Source organism: Roseospira visakhapatnamensis, from assembly GCF_014197915.1.
Lineage (GTDB): Bacteria > Pseudomonadota > Alphaproteobacteria > Rhodospirillales > Rhodospirillaceae > Rhodospira > Rhodospira visakhapatnamensis.
In genome coordinates, this window is record NZ_JACIGK010000007.1 from 52,710 (window position 1) to 68,139 (window position 15,430).

Here is a 15,430-nt window from a genome sequence, read left to right on the forward strand (position 1 = left end):
TGACCCCGGTCAGACCGGGCGCGCGGAGGCTCCGCCCGCCGGGACGGAGGGACGCCGGGCGGGGATGTTCACGGGCCCTTGTCCAAGCCGGGAGACCCACACCCCATGTTCTCCGCCTTCGAACGCATGATGGCCCTGCGCTATCTGCGCGCCCGCCGCAAGGAGGGCTTCGTCTCGGTCATCGCCGGCTTCTCGCTGGCCGGAATCGCGCTCGGGGTCGCCACCCTGATCATCGTCATGGCGGTGATGAACGGCTTTCGCCAGGACCTGATGGGCCGCATCCTCGGCTTCAATGGCCACCTGTCGGTGTACGGCGCCGGCGCCGGCATCAGCCAGTACATGGAGTTGGCCGACCAGGTGCGCGGCGCGGACGGGGTGGTCTCGGTGCTCCCCACCGTCGAGGGCCAGGTGATGGTCACCAGCCACGGCGAGAGCCGGGGCGCCATGGTGCGCGGCGTGGCCCCCGAGCGTCTGGCCGAGCGCGCCACCCTGGCCGACGCGGTGGTCGCCGGCTCCCTGGACGCCCTGACCGGCGGCGACGCGGTGATGATCGGCACCCGCCTCGCCGACCGCCTGGGGCTCGCCCTCGGCGGCGACCTCACGCTGATCTCGCCCAAGGGCAAGGTGACCGCCTTCGGCTCGGTCCCGCGCATCAAGACCTACACCATCGTCGCCCTCTACGAGGTCGGCATGTACGAGTTCGACCTGGGCTTCGTGTTCCTGCCCCTGGAGGCCGCCCAGGTCTACTTCCAGATGCCCGATCAGGTCAGCTACCTCGACGTGACCGTCTCCGACCCCGACCAGGTGCGCGACGTCACCGGCGCCATCGCCGGCACGCCCCTGAACCAGGGCGTCCGGCTGCGCGACTGGCGGCACACCAACGCCACCTTTTTCAACGCGCTCCAGGTGGAGCGCAACGTGATGTTCCTGATCCTGACGCTGATCATCCTGGTGGCGGCGTTCAACATCATCTCCGGCCTGATCATGCTGGTGAAGGACAAGGCCCGCGACATCGCCATCCTGCGCACCATGGGCGCGACGCGGGGGGCGGTCATGCGGGTGTTCTTCCTGGCCGGGGCCAGCGTCGGCATCGTCGGCACCACGGCCGGCGTGGTGCTCGGGGTGGTGTTCTGCGACAACATCGAAAGCATCCGCCAGGCCCTGCAAAGCCTGACGGGGACCGAGTTGTTCTCCCCGGAAATCTACTTCCTGTCGCGTATGCCCGCCGAGATGGACCCCACGGAGGTGATCTCGGTGGCCCTGATGTCGCTGGGACTCAGCCTGGCGGCGACGCTGTATCCGTCGTGGCGGGCGGCGCGCACCGATCCCGTGGAGGCGCTGCGCTATGAATAAGCCGACCGAAACCGCGCCCCCGGCCCTGGCCCTGGAGGCCGTGGAGCGCCGCTTTCACCAGGCCGACGCGCCACCCCTGGAGGTGCTGCGCCGCGCGACCCTGACCCTGCGGGCCGGCGAGATCGTCGCCCTGGTGGGGCCATCGGGCTCCGGCAAGTCCACCCTGTTGCAGATCGCCGGCCTGCTGGAGCGGCCGGACGCCGGCCGCGTGCTGCTGGCGGGCGAGGATGCCGGCGGCCTTGGTGACGGCGGGCGCACCCGCCTGCGGCGGCGGGACCTGGGGTTCGTCTACCAGTACCACCACTTGCTGCCCGAGTTCTCCGCCGAGGAAAACGTCGTCATCCCGCAGATGATCGCCGGCATCGGCCGGCGCGCGGCGCGCGCGCGGGCGCGCGACCTGCTGGAGCGGCTGGGCCTGGGGCCGCGCGTCAAGCACCGGCCCGGGCAGCTTTCGGGTGGCGAGCAGCAGCGGGTGGCCATCGCCCGGGCGCTGGCCAACGCCCCCCGGGTGCTGCTGGCCGACGAGCCCACCGGCAACCTGGACCCGAAGACCGCCGATGGCGTTTTCGGCGAGTTGCTGCGGCTGGTGCGCGACGAGGGCCTGGCCGCCCTGATCGCCACCCACAACCCGGATCTCGCCCGCCGCATGGACCGGGTGGTGACGCTCCGGAACGGCGCCGTGGTGGCGGGGTAACGCCACCGGTCATTGATCGACCATGGCCGTTGCCCTCCAGAGCCGGCCCCCCTCCCTACCGGTCGACTCGCCCGGGCTCGGCGCGCCACCAGGCCGAGCCCGGATACCGTTGGCCGCCTTCGCCCGGCGAGCGACGCCACTCCCGGTAGCCCTTCTGACGATTATGTTATCGCCTCATACACTGAATGCGTACAATTCCTACCAAAACAGTGGGATTTGCATGTTTGTGCTGTATTCGAAATGAATATCTTTGACAGCGTGTAAAACTCACGCCCATGCTCGGGTCGATTGTTGCGGCCGACTCTTCCCCGTGGCGCGGGCGCGCCCGTCGGGCCCGGTCTCCGTCGCGGCATCGGCAACCGGAGGCACACCGGCCGCACACCCCGCACCTAAGACCAGCGGCGGACGCGTGCGACGTATCCGCCCCAGCCCAAAAAACAGGCACCGTGACGCGGTGCCTGGGCCGGCCAAGGACATCAACGATCCTGGTCAAGGGCCGCTGGCACACCAGCGCGACAGGCCTGCGGCGCGAACCCTGGAGGGACGGTCATGACGACGACACCCCGGATGGTCAACGCCTGGATCTTCCTGAACGAGGACGAGCCCCCGAACACGACCTACTCCGATCCCTCCAGTTGCTACCAGAGCCTGATCACCCGGGACGTCTATGGCGCGGTGGATGTCCTGTACCTGTGCTTCGCCACCACCGTTCCCGTCGGCCCGCACACCGTGCCCTCGCCCCCCCAGGCTCCGGCGGGCAGCTACACCCTCCAGATGGGTGCGGCCTCCCATCCGAAGCATCTGACGAACCAGGACTACATGGACTGGATCATCCGCGACGCGCGGGTGACCAACCCCGAGATCCGCATCGCCATGACCCTGAACTGGGGCGACGGCGCGCTCCTGTCCGCCATCTTCGACAACAGCCCGTTCCCGCCGGAGCAGGCGGCCGAGCACTTCGCGACCAATCTGGTCGCCTATCTGCGGCACTACGGCCTGGACGGGTTCGACCTGGATTGGGAATCGCCCCTGTGCGACGACACCACGCAGGAGCAGTTCCGCCTGCTGGTCATCGCCATCGGGTCGCATTTCGAGGCCCAGACCGACCGAAAGTACATCCTCACCCTGTCACCGGCGGCGGTCGGCCACCTGGATGCCCCGGCGGTGAACCGGTACATGGATTTTATCAATCTGCAACTCTACTCGGGGTTCACGGACCCGGCCGCCTTCACCGCCGCCGGCGTCGATCCCGGCCTGTTCGCCTATGGCGCCAAGTTCGAGTCCAGCTACCAGACCGCCAAGGGCGCCTACGACGACAACACGGCCCACTACGGGTACTCGATTTTCACCTGCTGGCGTCTGAACTCGGACAACTACGCGTTCGAGCAGACGCAGCAGAAGGCCCTGCACGCTCTTGTTTTTCCGGACTGACCCCGCTCCGACACCCGGTGCGGGTCCAGGGTCTTCCGCCGAACCCTCCTCTTCACCACGAGAAGGATCAGCCTCATGCGTGCTTCCGCTTTTCTCGCCATTGCCGCCGCCGCGATCACCCTGGCGGCCATGCCCGCCCGGGCCGACACCGTGGAGATCACCGCCGTCACCGACATGTCGGAGCCGTCGGGAACGATCACCTCGTCCAACACCATGTCCTTCACCGGCACCGAAAAAATCATGTTCAAGGTGATGGGCAAGACCTGCACCTGGGTGGGCTCGGCCGCCGGCTCGGTGCCCAAGGGCTGCAACTACGGCCTGACGGTGAACATGAGCACCGGTAAGCTGTCCGACCCCACCAGCCTGGACAACCCGGTGTGCACCCAGACGTCGGACATGCTGGCGAACTGCAAGTAAACCCTACGGCGAACGACCGTGGGTCGGTCGCGGCATTTCAACGCAACGGTCATGCTTCATGACCGTGCGCGACCGGAGGGCATGGCGGCGCGACAGAACGTCGCCCGCGATGTCCGGACAACGCCACCGGTGTTCGCCCGGTGACGATGCCGGAGTTCTCCTCCCTCTCCGGCCTCCCTTGGCCGTGCGGGGTCTCGGGCCGAGACCCCGGCCCCGGATCCCGCACGGCTCTTTTTTCGCCATCCTGTCTCCTGGTCCCGGCGTCGCGAGGCCGTTCCGACCCTGACACCGTGGGCACGCGCCCCCTTTCGCCGCCCGTCCCCCGGCGTTAGGCTGAGCACGTTCGTTCTTAGCTTGCCGGGAGACCCAAGATGCCCATCCTGAGCCGTCGGCAGGCGCTGCGCCTGCCCCTGATCGCTGTCCTGGGCGGCATGGCGCACACCGCCGCCGCCTCGTCAGCCCATGCCCAGGCCACGGCGACCGTGTTCGCCGACCCCTCCCTGAAACCCGCCCTGACCAGCCTCATTCCGGCGTTCCGCAAGGAAACCGGCGCCGGCCTGATGTTCGCCTATGGCGACGCCAAGGGGGCGGTGGGAAGCAGTGACCGGCTGGTGCACGACGTCATCCTTCTCGCCGGCCGCGAGGCCATGGCCCCGTTCGTGCCGTCGGGCCAGGTGGAGACCCCTGTGGATCTGGCGACCGGCGGACTGGCCCTGGTGGCCGCGCCGGGCCTGGCCGAACCGGTCGCCGTGTCCCGGGACATGGCGTGGGAGTCGTGGGTGAGCGAGCGCCGCCCGCTCACCGTCGTGGATCCGGAGATCGACGCCCTGGGCCAGCGGGCGATGGACGCCTTGCGCTCCATGGGCTGGGGGGAGGGGGTGTCGAAGTCGATACACCTGGCGCCGTCCATGCGCGCGGTGCTGGACCTGGTGGCCCGGGGCGAGGCCGGCCTGGGCGTGGCCCACGCCAGCGCCGCCGCCGCCGACGGGCGGGTCCGCGTGGTCGGGCCGCTGCCGCCCGACACGTATCCGCCGGTGGTCTATCAGGTGGCGATCCGCCAGGGCGTGGCGGCGGACTCGCCGGCGCGCGCCTTCGTGCACTTCCTGTATGGGGACGCCGGCCGCCGCGCGCTGCGAACCGCCGGCGTCACGCCGCTGGTGCCATGATCCACCGCGCGGCTACCGGGTGACGTCCACCACCACGCGGCCCCGCACCTGACCGGCCATCAGGCGGGCCGCCGTGGGAATGGCCTCGGCCAGGCCGACCTCGGTGGTCATGCTGGCCAGCAGCGCCGGATCCAGGTCGTTGGCCAGCAGGTCATAGGCCGCCAGCCGCTCGGGCTTGGGCATGTACACGCTCTCGATGCCGCACAGCCTGACACCCCGCAGGATGAAGGGCGCCACCGAGGTCGGCAGGTCCATGCCGCCCGCCAGGCCGCAGGCCGCCACCGGGCTGAAGTACTTCATCTGCGACAGCACGTTGGCCAGGGTGTGGCTGCCCACCGCGTCGACCGCGCCGGCCCAGCGCTCCTTGGCCATGGGCCGGGCCGGGCCGGCGTACTCGGCGCGGTCCATGATCGCCGAGGCGCCCAGGCCCGTCAGGTAGTCCGCCTCGCCGGTGCGTCCGGTCATGGCCACCACTTCGTACCCGCGCCTGGCCAGAAGGGCGATGGCCACGCCGCCGACCCCGCCGTTGGCCCCGGTCACCAGCACCGGGCCCTTGTCCGGGGTCAGGCCCTGGCGCTCCAGCTCCAGCACCGCCAGCGCCGCCGTGTAGCCGGCGGTGCCGATGGCCATGGCCTGGGCGGGCGTGAAGGCGGGCGGCAGGGGCACCAGCCAGTCGCCCGGCACCCGGGCCTTCTGGGCAAGGCCGCCCCAGCGGCTTTCGCCCAGGCCCCAGCCGTTCAGCACCACGGCGTCGCCGGGCTTGAAACCGGCATGGCCGCTGTCCTCCACCACGCCGGCGAAGTCGATGCCCGGCACCATGGGCCAGGCCCGCACCACGGGGCCGCTGCCGGTGATGGCCAGGCCGTCCTTGTAGTTCAGGGTGGAGTGGCTGACGGCCACGGTCACGTCGCCCTCGGGCAGGTCGGCCGGGTCGATGTCGCTCACGGCGGCCTGGGTGGCCTTGTCCTCGCCCCGGGTCAACAGGATGGCCTGGGTCATGATGTGTCCTCCGTCATGCCATGGACGTGCTGGGGAACTGCTGGCCAAGACGGTGGACCGAGGGCGGGGTGGGCGTCAACCGTGACGATCCGGCGGCGGCGCCAAACCGGCCGGCGCGGCGCGATGTCACGAGGGTCAAGGCGGGAGGCTGGCGCGCCCGTTCGAACTTTGTTCGAACTCCCTTCAAAAAAGAGGACGGCCATTCCTGAAGGAATGGCGCGCCCGAAGGGATTCGAACCCCTGACCTTCGCCTCCGGAGGGCGACGCTCTATCCAGCTGAGCTACGGGCGCACACGCGGGGCGGATCAAGGCCGCGCCGCGAAGGAGGGCGACAGTAGCCCATCGGCGGGGGCGGCGCAATGGGGGTGTTGGCGAGGACGTCGGGTCCGGCCGCCCGTCCCGGACGAGACCCTCGGCCATTCCTGCCCAGGGCCTGGGTCATTCTTGCCGGGGGGCCATGTCGTGGCCGGCGCGGGCGACGCGCCCGTGGTCCCCACGCCCAAGAGGACCCAGTGTGTCGATGACGCGGAGGGTGGCCACCGTCCAGGTGGGGTGGTCAGGCGGGCCGGTCGGTGTCCGCGTCCTCCGTCCAGTCGAGGACATCACCCGGCCGGCAATCGAGCGCGCGGCAGATCGCGTCCAGCGTGGCGAAGCGGACCCCCTTCACCTTACCGGACTTCAGCAGGGACAGATTCTGTTCGGTGATGCCGATGGCCGCCGCGAGATCCTTCGACTTCATCTTGCGGCGGGCCAGCATGACATCAAGGGTCACGACGATGGGCATGCAAAACGGTCCTGTCAGACGATCGTGGCCTGATCTTCCTTGAGCAACCGTCCCTCGTCCATCACCCGGGCGATGACCAGGAAAAGGCCGGCGAGGATCAGCGTGATCACGTCGCTGTTCTCGGCGCTGATGGCCAGGATGCGTTCGCCGGGCGGCGCGGTGGCGGTCAGGACGAGGATCGTCATGGTTTCGCCGACGATCGAGGCCGCGACGTAGGCTACCAGTCCCATGCCAAAGCGGCGCAGGGCGCGGACGTTCTCCGCCTCGAAGATGCGGCCCCGGCCATACAGGCCAAACAGCAGCCACAGCCCCGACAGCATCCAGACGCCCAGCAGGCCGACGGCCATCCAGATGGTGGCGCCGGCCACCTGCTGCCACGGGGCGATCTCCGTCGACAGGTAATCGCCGAGCGCCGTTTGCTCGGCCATCCAGGTGGGATTGGCCCAGGCCAGCGGTGGCCCAATGAGGAAGACGACCATGCCCAAGGCGACACAGACGCGCAAGGCATGGCTCAGGCGGCGGATTCGGTCCAGATTTCCCATGACGATATCCTTGGTGGACGATCCAGCGATCGTCCCCATCATGGCTCGTCCCTTATCGTTTTGCAATAATATTTTACCTCGAAGCGATACCTCTCTGGCTCCACGAGCCTCGCGACGGGAGAGGCGGCCGTCGCCATGGACCGCGTCGGTTCGGCCGCGATCCGGCACCCCGGCTCGGGACAGATCCGTCCCACCCCTTGGGCGGTCACGTTTGCCGGGGGCCGTCCGGTCAGCCGGGCAGGCCGCGCCCGCGCGCGCGGCTGTCCTTGACGTCGGTCACGGCGGACCCGACGCGGCCGTCCTCGCCCACATCCTGGAGAGTGACGACCATGTCCCGGCCCAGGGGGCTCCCCGTCCCGGGGGTGGCCTGGGGCGCATGCGTGCCAACGGGCGCGCCCGCCGGCACACCCCCGCCCTGGACGATCCGCAAGGCCGTTTGGGTGGCCTGCCGGGTCTCGCCCTTGCCCTCGGCGTTCACCAGCGAGGCCGCCGCCAGCCGCTTCTGGATTTCATCGGAGATGCGCTGTTCGATGGCGCCCCGGGCTTGCGGGTCCATCTCCGCCAGATCCTCCTCGGTCAGGCCCATGGCCCGGAGAAGCTCCTCGCGCAGCTTCTCCAGTTTCTCTTTTTCCAGATCCGCCGCATAGGTCGTGAAGCCCTTCTCCCGGATGGCGGCCATGGTGTCGGCCTGGGCTTGCTCGGCGGCGGCATGCCGCGCGGCCGCCCGGGCGGCGGGGTCGTACGCGACGGTTACGGGGCCAAGGGCGGCGGAAACGGCGGCGGTGCGGGAGATGTCCTGGGTCATGGCGAGTCGTCCTGGCGGATGGGATCGGGGGAACGCCAAGTGCGAAGCAAAAAACGGGCCAAAAAAGCCGAACGCAACCCTTCGTGGGCCTTCAGACGCGCGGGAGGGGGGCAGCCTGACATCAAACCGGGCCGACGTCCCGTTCGTCCTTGGAGGCACAGCCCCCACCCCCCGCCTTCCCAGGATCTCCCCTGGCCCCATCGTGCCGACTTTCAAAGACCGGGGTCGGTTTGGACAATCTCCCAGGGCCTATCCCCGGCCGCGACAGGGCGGCACGCCCTGATCCGGAATCCACACCCCCTCGGGGGGCGTCCCGGTCCACCAGAACACAAGCGAGTGTCGGACACGGGAAGACCTTTACACACTCAGAACGGGATCACCCCATCGCCGCCAGCCTGGCCGCCTGATCCTCGGCGATCAGGGGGGTGATGACGTCGTCCAGGGCCTCGCCGGTGATGACCTTGTCCAGGGTGTAGAGCGTCAGCCCGATGCGGTGGTCGGTCACCCGGCCTTGCGGGAAGTTGTAGGTGCGGATGCGCTCCGACCGGTCGCCGCTGCCCACCTGGCTCTTGCGGTCGGCGGCGCGGGCTTCGTCGGCGGCGCGGCGCTGCTCGTCGTACAGCTTGGCGAGCAACATTTTCATGGCCTTGTCGCGGTTCTTGTGCTGCGACTTCTCTTCCTGGCACTGGGCCACCACGCCGGTGGGGATGTGGGTGATGCGCACCGCCGAATCGGTAGTGTTGACGTGCTGGCCGCCGGCCCCCTGGGAGCGGTAGGTGTCCACCCGCAGGTCCTTGTCGTCCACCTGCACGTCCACGGCCTGGGCCTCGGGCAGCACGGCGACGGTGGCCGCCGAGGTGTGGATGCGGCCGCCGGCCTCGGTCACCGGCACGCGCTGCACCCGGTGCACGCCGGACTCATACTTCAGCCGGGCGAAGACGTCACGGCCGGTGATGCTGGCGCTGGCCTCCTTGAGGCCGCCGATGGGGGTGTCGCTGGCCTCCATCACCTCGAACCGCCAGCCGCGCCCGGTGGCGTAGCGCTCGTACATGCGCAACAGCTCGGCGGCGAACAGGGCGGCCTCGTCGCCGCCGGTGCCGGCGCGCACCTCCAGGATGGCGTTGCGGGCGTCGGCCTCGTCCCTGGGCAGCAGCAGCACCCGCACCGCCTGTTCCATCTCCGGCAGCTGCTGGCGCAGGCGGCCCACCTCCTCCTCGGCCAGATCCTTGAGGTCCGGGTCGGCCAGCATGGCCTCGGCGTCGGCCAGGTCGGTCCGGGCGGCGCGCAGGGCGGCGATGGCCTCGACCACCGGGGTCAGGTCGGCCAGTTCCTTGGACATGCGCACGAAGCCTTGCGCGTCGCCGCCCATGTCGCCGGACAGCAAGGCGGTCAGTTCCTCGTGGCGGGAGACGACGCGGGCCAGGTTCTCGTCAAGACTCATGGTCAGGGACTCTCTCGTTGTCGGCGACGGCGCCGTCCGCCTCGGTCAGGCGGAACAGGCGGCGGGTGACGTTCTCGGCGTGACGCAGGTTCTCGGGCGGGCCGCCGGTGAGGCGGCGCAACTCCTCCGACGGCGCGTGCAGCAGCCGGCCCAGCAACAACCGGGTGGCCTTGTCGGCATCGTCGCCGGCCTCGGCCAGGACGCGGGCGCGCTCGTCCTCGAAACGGGCGCGCAACTGACTGATCAGGGGCACCGCCGCGCGCTCCTGGCGGCCCTTCTGGAAGCGCGCCACCTCCTCGCGGACGATGCGCCAGGCGGCCTCGGCCTCGGCCTGGCGGTGGGCGCGGCCCTCCATGGCCACGCCCTCCAGGTCGCCCAGGTCATAGAGGAAGGCGTTGTCCACCTTGTTGACCGCCGGCTCCACATCACCGGGCACGGCCACGTCGGCGATGAACACCGGCTTCTGACGGCGGCGCTTGGCGGCCTGGCGGGCGACGTCCTCGCCCACCAGGTGCTCGCGCCCGCCGTTGCAGCAGATCACCACGTCGGCGGGGACCAGATCGTCGATCAGCGCCTCGGACGCGCTGACATGGGCGCCCAGGCGGCGGGCCACGGCCTCCGCGCGGCCCTTGCGGCGGCCGCGCACCACCAGGCGGTCGAGCCCGTGAGCCAGGAAGGACTCGGCCAGCAACTCGCCCATCTCGCCGGTGCCGACCAGCAGGCCGGTGCAGCGATCCAGGTCGCCGTGCAGGTCGCGGGCCACCTGAACGGCGGCGGAGGCCACCGAGACCGGCCCCTCGGCGATGCGCGTCTCGCTGCGCACCCGCTTGGCGGCGGCGAAGGCCGATTGCAACAGGCGCTCCAGTTCCGCGCCCACCAGCCCGGCCGCGCGGGCGGTGGCGTAACCGGCCTTGACCTGGCGCAGCACGTGGGGCTCGCCGATCACCTGACTGTCCAGGGAGGCGGCCACGGCGAAGCAGTGACGGGCGGCATCCACGCCGCGCAGCACATAGCCCTCGGCCAACAGCGCCGCCGGCATCACGTCGCCGTGCTCGGCCAGGGCCTGAACGGCGGCCTGGGCGGCGGCCTCCGCGTCGCCACCGGCGGGGGTATGCACCAGCACCTCGACCCGGTCGCAGGTGGACAGGGCCATGGCCTGGGTCAGGCCGCGCGCGTGCAGCCGCGACAGGAAGGCGGGAACGGCCTCGTCCTCCAGGGCCACCTGATCCCGCAGGGCGAGCGAACTGGACTGGTGGTTCACGCCCACCACCGCCAGGCCGGAAAGACCGTCCCCGGGGCCCTCGGGGCTGTCGCCCGCCCAGTCGTCCGTCACCGATAGCGGTCCAGCGCGGCCTCCAGGTCATCGAGGGCCACCCGGGTCTGCTCGCCGCTGTCCAGGTCGCGGACCGTGACGGCGCCGGCGGCGCGCTCGTCCTCGCCCAGGATCACGGCGGCGCGGGCGTTCAGTGTGTTGGCCCGCTTCAGGCGCTTGCGCATGTTTCCGGAATAGCCCAGGTCCACCACCAGCCCGGCGCGGCGCAGCCGATCGGCAAGGCGCGTGGCCAGGACCTCGTCCTCGGGCGCGCCGGCCGGCACCACGGCGACGGGGCGCGGCGCCGCCGGCGGGTCGGTCATCAGCATGGACAGCCGCTCGACACCGGCCGCCCAGCCGACACCCGGCACCGGCGGCCCGCCCATCTGCTTGCACAGGCCGTCATAGCGGCCGCCGGCCAGCACGGTTCCCTGGGCGCCGAGGTGGGTGGTGGTGAACTCGAACGCGGTGTGGGTGTAGTAGTCCAGGCCGCGCACCAGGCGGGGGCTGATCTCGAAGGACACGCCCAGGGAGTCCAGGCCCTCGGTCACGCGGGCGAAGAAGTCGCGGGAGGTGGTGTTGAGGCTGTCGGCGAGCACCGGCGCGTCGGCCACCACGGCGCGGTCGCCCTCGTCCTTGGAGTCCAGGATGCGCAGCGGGTTGCGCTCCAGGCGGGCCAGACTGTCCTCGGACAATTCGCCTTGGCGGCCCTTCAGGTAGGCGACCAGGGTCTCGCGGTAGGCGGCGCGGCTCTCCAGGTCGCCCAGGGTGTTCAGTTCCACGGTCACCGTGTCGCCCAGGCCCAGGGCCTCCAGGATGTGGGCCCCGAGAACGATGACCTCGATGTCGGCGGCCGGCCCCTCGACCCCCAGGACCTCCGCGCCCACCTGGTGGAACTGGCGCAGCCGGCCCTTCTGCGGGCGCTCGTAGCGGAACATGGGGCCGCGATAGAACGCCTTGACCGGCACCTGCTGGGCCAGCCCGCCGGAGATGAAGGCGCGCACGATCGGCGCGGTGCCCTCGGGGCGGAGCGTCAGGCTGTCGCCGCCGCGATCCTCGAAGGTGTACATCTCCTTGGTGACGATGTCCGAGGTGTCGCCCAGGGTACGCTTGAACACCTCGGTGAATTCGAAGATGGGCGTGACGATCTCGCCGAAACCGAAGCGGGTGGCGACGGCGAAGGCGCGCTCCTCGACGGCGCGATGGGCGCGGGCGGCGTCGGGGAGCAGGTCGCGGGTGCCACGCACGGGTTGCAGGGCGGCCATGGGGAAGAAGTCCTTACCTGAGTCAAGCACGAGGGCGGGGGCGGGGGCGGGGGCGGGGGAGCGATCCGGGCGCCGCGTCGGCGGCGCCTCCTAAAAAAAGGAGCCCGCCGCCAGGGTCGGCGGCGAGCCCGCGTCCGATGTCGGTGGGCTATTCGGCGGCGGTTTGGGGAGCGATCTGGTCCGCCATCGTGTCGGCCGCCTTGGCCGCCTCAATCTCGGCGGCCTTCTTCTCGACCAGGGCCACGACGTGATCGATCATCTCCGCGTTGCCGATGTTGTGGTCCGGCACGCCGGAGATATAGACCTTGTTGGCCGCGCCTTCCTTCTCCAGGGTGCCGCCCCCGGTGATGCCGATGTCGGTCTCGCGGGCCTCGCCCGGACCGTTGACCACGCAACCGAGGATGGACAGCGACACCGGCGTGCTGATGTGCGCAAGCCGGTCCTCCAGGATCTCCACCACCTTGATGACGTCGAAGCCCTGGCGGGCGCAGGACGGGCAGGAAACGATGCGCACGCCCCGGTGCCGCAGGTCCAGCGCCTTGAGGATGTCGAAACCAACCTTGACCTCTTCCACCGGGTCGGCCGACAGCGACACGCGGATGGTGTCACCGATGCCCTTCTTGAGCAGCCAGCCCATACCGACGGACGACTTGACGGTGCCGATGCGGGTGCCGCCGGCCTCGGTGACGCCCAGGTGCAGGGGATAATCGCAAGCCTCCGCCAGACCCTCGTAGGCAGCGATGGCCAGGAACACATCGGATGCCTTGACCGAGATCTTGAACTCGCGGAAGTCATTGTCTTCCAGGATCCTGGCGTGCTCCAGGGCGCTTTCGACCATGGCCTCGGGGTTGGGCTCGCCATACTTTTCCAGCAGGTGGCGATCCAGCGAGCCGGCGTTGACGCCGATGCGCATGGAGCACCCGTGATCCTTGGCGGCCTTGACCACCTCGCGCACCCGTTCGGCGGCGCCGATGTTGCCCGGATTGATGCGCAGGCAGGCGGCGCCGGCCTCGGCGGCCTCGATGGCGCGTTTGTAGTGGAAATGGATGTCGGCGATGATCGGCACCTGGACCTGGGCCACGATCTGCCGCAAGGCCCGGGTGGAGTCCTCGTCGGGGCAGGAGACGCGCACGATGTCGGCGCCGGCCTCTTCCATCCGCCGCACCTGGGCCACGGTGCCGGCCACGTCGGCGGTGATGGTGTTGGTCATCGTCTGCACGGAAATGGGGGCATCGCCCCCCACCGGAACCGAACCGACGTGAATCTGGCGGCTCGGACGGCGCCGGATGACGCGATAGGGACGCTCGGACATGGAACCCTCGTGTCACATGGAGGCAGGGTAAGAGGCTGACGACTCCGACCCCGAGGCGCGCCAGCCGCGCGACACCCCGGAACGCGCGGGGGACGGCGGGTCACGGGCGGCGGCATCGTCGGATCACGGACCCTGGCGGGTCGCCGGTCCTGCGGGTCGGATCAAGGCCGCGCGCCCCCGTCCCCTTGAGCCAAGCCCACGGGCCCCACGCCCGCGAACCCCGGTATTAGGCCATCAATGCCCTCAATTCAAGGCACGGGGGGAGAGCCTCACGCCGCTGCGCGGCGCGCCGGCGGGTCCGAGGTCGCGGACCCGGCGCCCGTCCACGTAAACCTCCAGGCCGCCGGCGTTGCTGGTGTTGAGGATATAGCCCCCGTCCGGGGGAACGGCGTAGACATCGCCGCGCCGCAGCAGCCGGCGCAGCACCAGGTCGCCGTTGCGGCGCAGCTGGATCCAGGCATCGCGGTTGGCGCGCAGCACGATGCGCGCCGCGCCGCCGGCGGCGCGCACGTCGGAGGGCGCCGCGCGACCCACATACGCGGGCTCCCGATCCGGCTCCGGCTCCGTCTCGGGTTCGGGGTCCACGGCGGCGACGGGGGGTTCAGCGGATTCGGCGGGCTCCGCCGTCTCGGGCACCGCCGGCACCGTCAGCACCGGGATCTCGGGCACCTCGGGTTCAGGGGCGGCGGCCACCGCGACGGTCTCGGCATCCGGCATGTCCGGTTCCGCCGCCATGTCCTCGGCCGCCACGTCGTCGGGCGTCGCGTCCTCGGCCGCCGGGGCGGTCCCGGTGCCCGCGTCAGCGCTGGCGCCGGTGTTGGTGTCGGTGTCGGCGTCAGCGTCGGGCTCGGACGGCGGACGCGGAATGCCTTCGACGGCGACCGTGGACACGGCCGCCTGGGGACCGTCCGCGGCAATCGGCGCAGTATTCGGCGCCGGGTCCGGATCCTCGGCGACCGGCGCCGACGGCGGGGCGTCCGTGGTGTCCGGCGCGGCGTCGACCGCCGCGGGATCGGGACCCGCGATCGCCGTCTCCTCGATCGACGGCGCGTCCAGCAGCGCCTCCAGGCGGTTCGCCTCGCGGGTCGGGGCGGGCGGATCGGCCCGCGCCATGTCCATCGCGCTGGCCGTCCCGGGCGGCGATGGCGCGGGATCGGGATCCGGACCGGACGGCTCGTCGAACGCTTGATCCGACGCGCTGGCCACCGCGTCGGCGGCTCCGGCCTCGGTCATGGGCGCCGGGCTGGCCCGTGGCGGCGGCGGGGGCAGCGGCGGCACCGCGTCCGACAGGTCCCCCACTAGGTCGGCCACGACGGTCGGAATGTCGGCCACCAGGTCGGCCATCGTCTTGCCGTTGGACGACAGCCAGAACCAGATCCCATAGGCGCATCCGGCCACGATCAAGGCAACCAGAAGGAACGCCCCGGCGGGGATGCCCCCGTCGTTGGCCGGCGTGGGAAACTCAAGGTGGTTGATCCGGCCGGCGCGCGGCTGGGTCTCGTCGCGGAACCGGCGCAAGGTGTCCTCGGCCGGAAGCCCCAGGTACTCGGCGTATCCCCTGACGAACCCGGCCGCATAGGCCGGGCCGGGCAGGTCGTCGTAGTGACCAGCCTCGATCGCCAGCAGATACTGATAGCGGATGCGCAGATCATCCGCGATGATCCGCAGGTCATGGCCCTGACGCAGGCGGGCTTCCTGGAGCAGACTGCCGACATGTCCGGGCGTCACGAACGGCATGTCGGGCCGCGGGCTATGCGCCGATGTCCCCAAGAGCGGTGTCCTCGTCTGCCGTCTGCGACCAACTCCGGTCCGTGGTGATCCACCCCCCTCCGCGTCCCGTTCCATCCGCGCGCGGCACCGGAGCGCCCGAAGACGGGCCGGCGGCCGTTCCCGCGAACGGGACCGATGA

Annotated in this window: 14 protein-coding genes and 1 tRNA gene; 5 read left to right on the plus strand and 10 right to left on the minus strand. The window is 70.6% G+C overall.

Going from position 1 to position 15,430, the window contains the following annotated elements; all coding sequences use genetic code 11:
• Window positions 1-105: 105 nt before the first annotated feature.
• From GGD89_RS06035 to modA, 5 genes are all read left to right on the plus strand, one after another.
• Window positions 106-1,353 carry a lipoprotein-releasing ABC transporter permease subunit gene (locus tag GGD89_RS06035; RefSeq protein ID WP_184043225.1) on the plus strand — a complete coding sequence of 416 codons (1,248 nt, stop codon included), beginning with the start codon at window positions 106-108 and terminating at the stop codon, window positions 1,351-1,353.
• Window positions 1,346-2,047, plus strand: a complete 702-nt coding sequence (locus GGD89_RS06040) for an ABC transporter ATP-binding protein (RefSeq protein WP_184043226.1) — start codon at window positions 1,346-1,348, stop codon at window positions 2,045-2,047. The genes GGD89_RS06035 and GGD89_RS06040 overlap by 8 nt, the downstream gene beginning before the upstream one ends.
• A gap of 549 nt (window positions 2,048-2,596) precedes the next feature.
• Window positions 2,597-3,478 carry a glycoside hydrolase family 18 protein gene (locus GGD89_RS06045; protein ID WP_184043227.1) on the plus strand — a complete coding sequence of 294 codons (882 nt, stop codon included), beginning with the start codon at window positions 2,597-2,599 and terminating at the stop codon, window positions 3,476-3,478.
• A gap of 75 nt (window positions 3,479-3,553) precedes the next feature.
• Complete coding sequence (locus tag GGD89_RS06050) at window positions 3,554-3,895, plus strand: hypothetical protein (RefSeq protein WP_184043228.1); 342 nt, start codon at window positions 3,554-3,556, stop codon at window positions 3,893-3,895.
• 371 nt (window positions 3,896-4,266) lie between these two features.
• Window positions 4,267-5,061: a molybdate ABC transporter substrate-binding protein gene (modA, locus tag GGD89_RS06055; RefSeq protein ID WP_184043229.1), complete on the plus strand. Its 795-nt coding sequence runs from the start codon at window positions 4,267-4,269 to the stop codon at window positions 5,059-5,061.
• A 12-nt stretch (window positions 5,062-5,073) separates the two neighbouring features.
• On the opposite strand, the gene acuI is transcribed toward modA, so the two are convergent.
• The 10 genes from acuI to GGD89_RS06110 form a co-directional block, all read right to left on the minus strand.
• Window positions 5,074-6,060, minus strand: a complete 987-nt coding sequence (acuI, locus tag GGD89_RS06060) for an acrylyl-CoA reductase (NADPH) (protein WP_184043230.1) — start codon at window positions 6,058-6,060, stop codon at window positions 5,074-5,076.
• A 214-nt stretch (window positions 6,061-6,274) separates the two neighbouring features.
• Window positions 6,275-6,351, minus strand: a tRNA-Arg gene (locus GGD89_RS06065).
• Window positions 6,352-6,616: 265 nt separating this feature from the next.
• Window positions 6,617-6,844, minus strand: coding sequence for a helix-turn-helix domain-containing protein (locus GGD89_RS06070; protein WP_184043231.1), 228 nt, complete (start codon window positions 6,842-6,844; stop codon window positions 6,617-6,619).
• A gap of 14 nt (window positions 6,845-6,858) precedes the next feature.
• Window positions 6,859-7,386 (minus strand): DUF2975 domain-containing protein, encoded by a 528-nt coding sequence (locus GGD89_RS06075; protein ID WP_184043232.1) that lies wholly within the window; start codon window positions 7,384-7,386, stop codon window positions 6,859-6,861.
• 229 nt (window positions 7,387-7,615) lie between these two features.
• Window positions 7,616-8,191 (minus strand): hypothetical protein, encoded by a 576-nt coding sequence (locus GGD89_RS06080; RefSeq protein ID WP_184043233.1) that lies wholly within the window; start codon window positions 8,189-8,191, stop codon window positions 7,616-7,618.
• A 376-nt stretch (window positions 8,192-8,567) separates the two neighbouring features.
• A complete protein-coding gene (gene prfA, locus GGD89_RS06090; protein ID WP_184043234.1) occupies window positions 8,568-9,632 on the minus strand; it encodes a peptide chain release factor 1 in 1,065 nt (354 codons plus the stop codon).
• Window positions 9,622-10,965 carry a glutamyl-tRNA reductase gene (hemA, locus tag GGD89_RS06095; protein WP_184043235.1) on the minus strand — a complete coding sequence of 448 codons (1,344 nt, stop codon included), beginning with the start codon at window positions 10,963-10,965 and terminating at the stop codon, window positions 9,622-9,624. The genes prfA and hemA overlap by 11 nt, the downstream gene beginning before the upstream one ends.
• Window positions 10,962-12,209, minus strand: a complete 1,248-nt coding sequence (gene hisS / locus GGD89_RS06100) for a histidine--tRNA ligase (RefSeq protein ID WP_184043236.1) — start codon at window positions 12,207-12,209, stop codon at window positions 10,962-10,964. The genes hemA and hisS overlap by 4 nt, the downstream gene beginning before the upstream one ends.
• Window positions 12,210-12,357: 148 nt before the next feature.
• Window positions 12,358-13,521: a flavodoxin-dependent (E)-4-hydroxy-3-methylbut-2-enyl-diphosphate synthase gene (ispG, locus tag GGD89_RS06105; RefSeq protein ID WP_184043237.1), complete on the minus strand. Its 1,164-nt coding sequence runs from the start codon at window positions 13,519-13,521 to the stop codon at window positions 12,358-12,360.
• Between the two features lie 243 nt (window positions 13,522-13,764).
• A complete protein-coding gene (locus GGD89_RS06110) occupies window positions 13,765-15,249 on the minus strand; it encodes a RodZ domain-containing protein (protein WP_184043238.1) in 1,485 nt (494 codons plus the stop codon).
• Window positions 15,250-15,430 lie beyond the last annotated feature (181 nt).

Bases quoted from the DNA above. Each gene is read 5' to 3' on its own strand.
- acuI (WP_184043230.1), bottom strand. From the start codon at position 6,060: ATGACCCAGGCCATCCTGTTGACCCGGGGCGAGGACAAGGCCACCCAG.
- GGD89_RS06070 (WP_184043231.1), bottom strand. From the start codon at position 6,844: ATGCCCATCGTCGTGACCCTTGATGTCATGCTGGCCCGCCGCAAGATG.
- GGD89_RS06080 (WP_184043233.1), bottom strand. From the start codon at position 8,191: ATGACCCAGGACATCTCCCGCACCGCCGCCGTTTCCGCCGCCCTTGGC.
- ispG (WP_184043237.1), bottom strand. From the start codon at position 13,521: ATGTCCGAGCGTCCCTATCGCGTCATCCGGCGCCGTCCGAGCCGCCAG.
- GGD89_RS06075 (WP_184043232.1), bottom strand. From the start codon at position 7,386: ATGGGAAATCTGGACCGAATCCGCCGCCTGAGCCATGCCTTGCGCGTC.
- GGD89_RS06040 (WP_184043226.1), top strand. From the start codon at position 1,346: ATGAATAAGCCGACCGAAACCGCGCCCCCGGCCCTGGCCCTGGAGGCC.
- modA (WP_184043229.1), top strand. From the start codon at position 4,267: ATGCCCATCCTGAGCCGTCGGCAGGCGCTGCGCCTGCCCCTGATCGCT.
- GGD89_RS06045 (WP_184043227.1), top strand. From the start codon at position 2,597: ATGACGACGACACCCCGGATGGTCAACGCCTGGATCTTCCTGAACGAG.
- hisS (WP_184043236.1), bottom strand. From the start codon at position 12,209: ATGGCCGCCCTGCAACCCGTGCGTGGCACCCGCGACCTGCTCCCCGAC.
- prfA (WP_184043234.1), bottom strand. From the start codon at position 9,632: ATGAGTCTTGACGAGAACCTGGCCCGCGTCGTCTCCCGCCACGAGGAA.
- GGD89_RS06050 (WP_184043228.1), top strand. From the start codon at position 3,554: ATGCGTGCTTCCGCTTTTCTCGCCATTGCCGCCGCCGCGATCACCCTG.
- GGD89_RS06035 (WP_184043225.1), top strand. From the start codon at position 106: ATGTTCTCCGCCTTCGAACGCATGATGGCCCTGCGCTATCTGCGCGCC.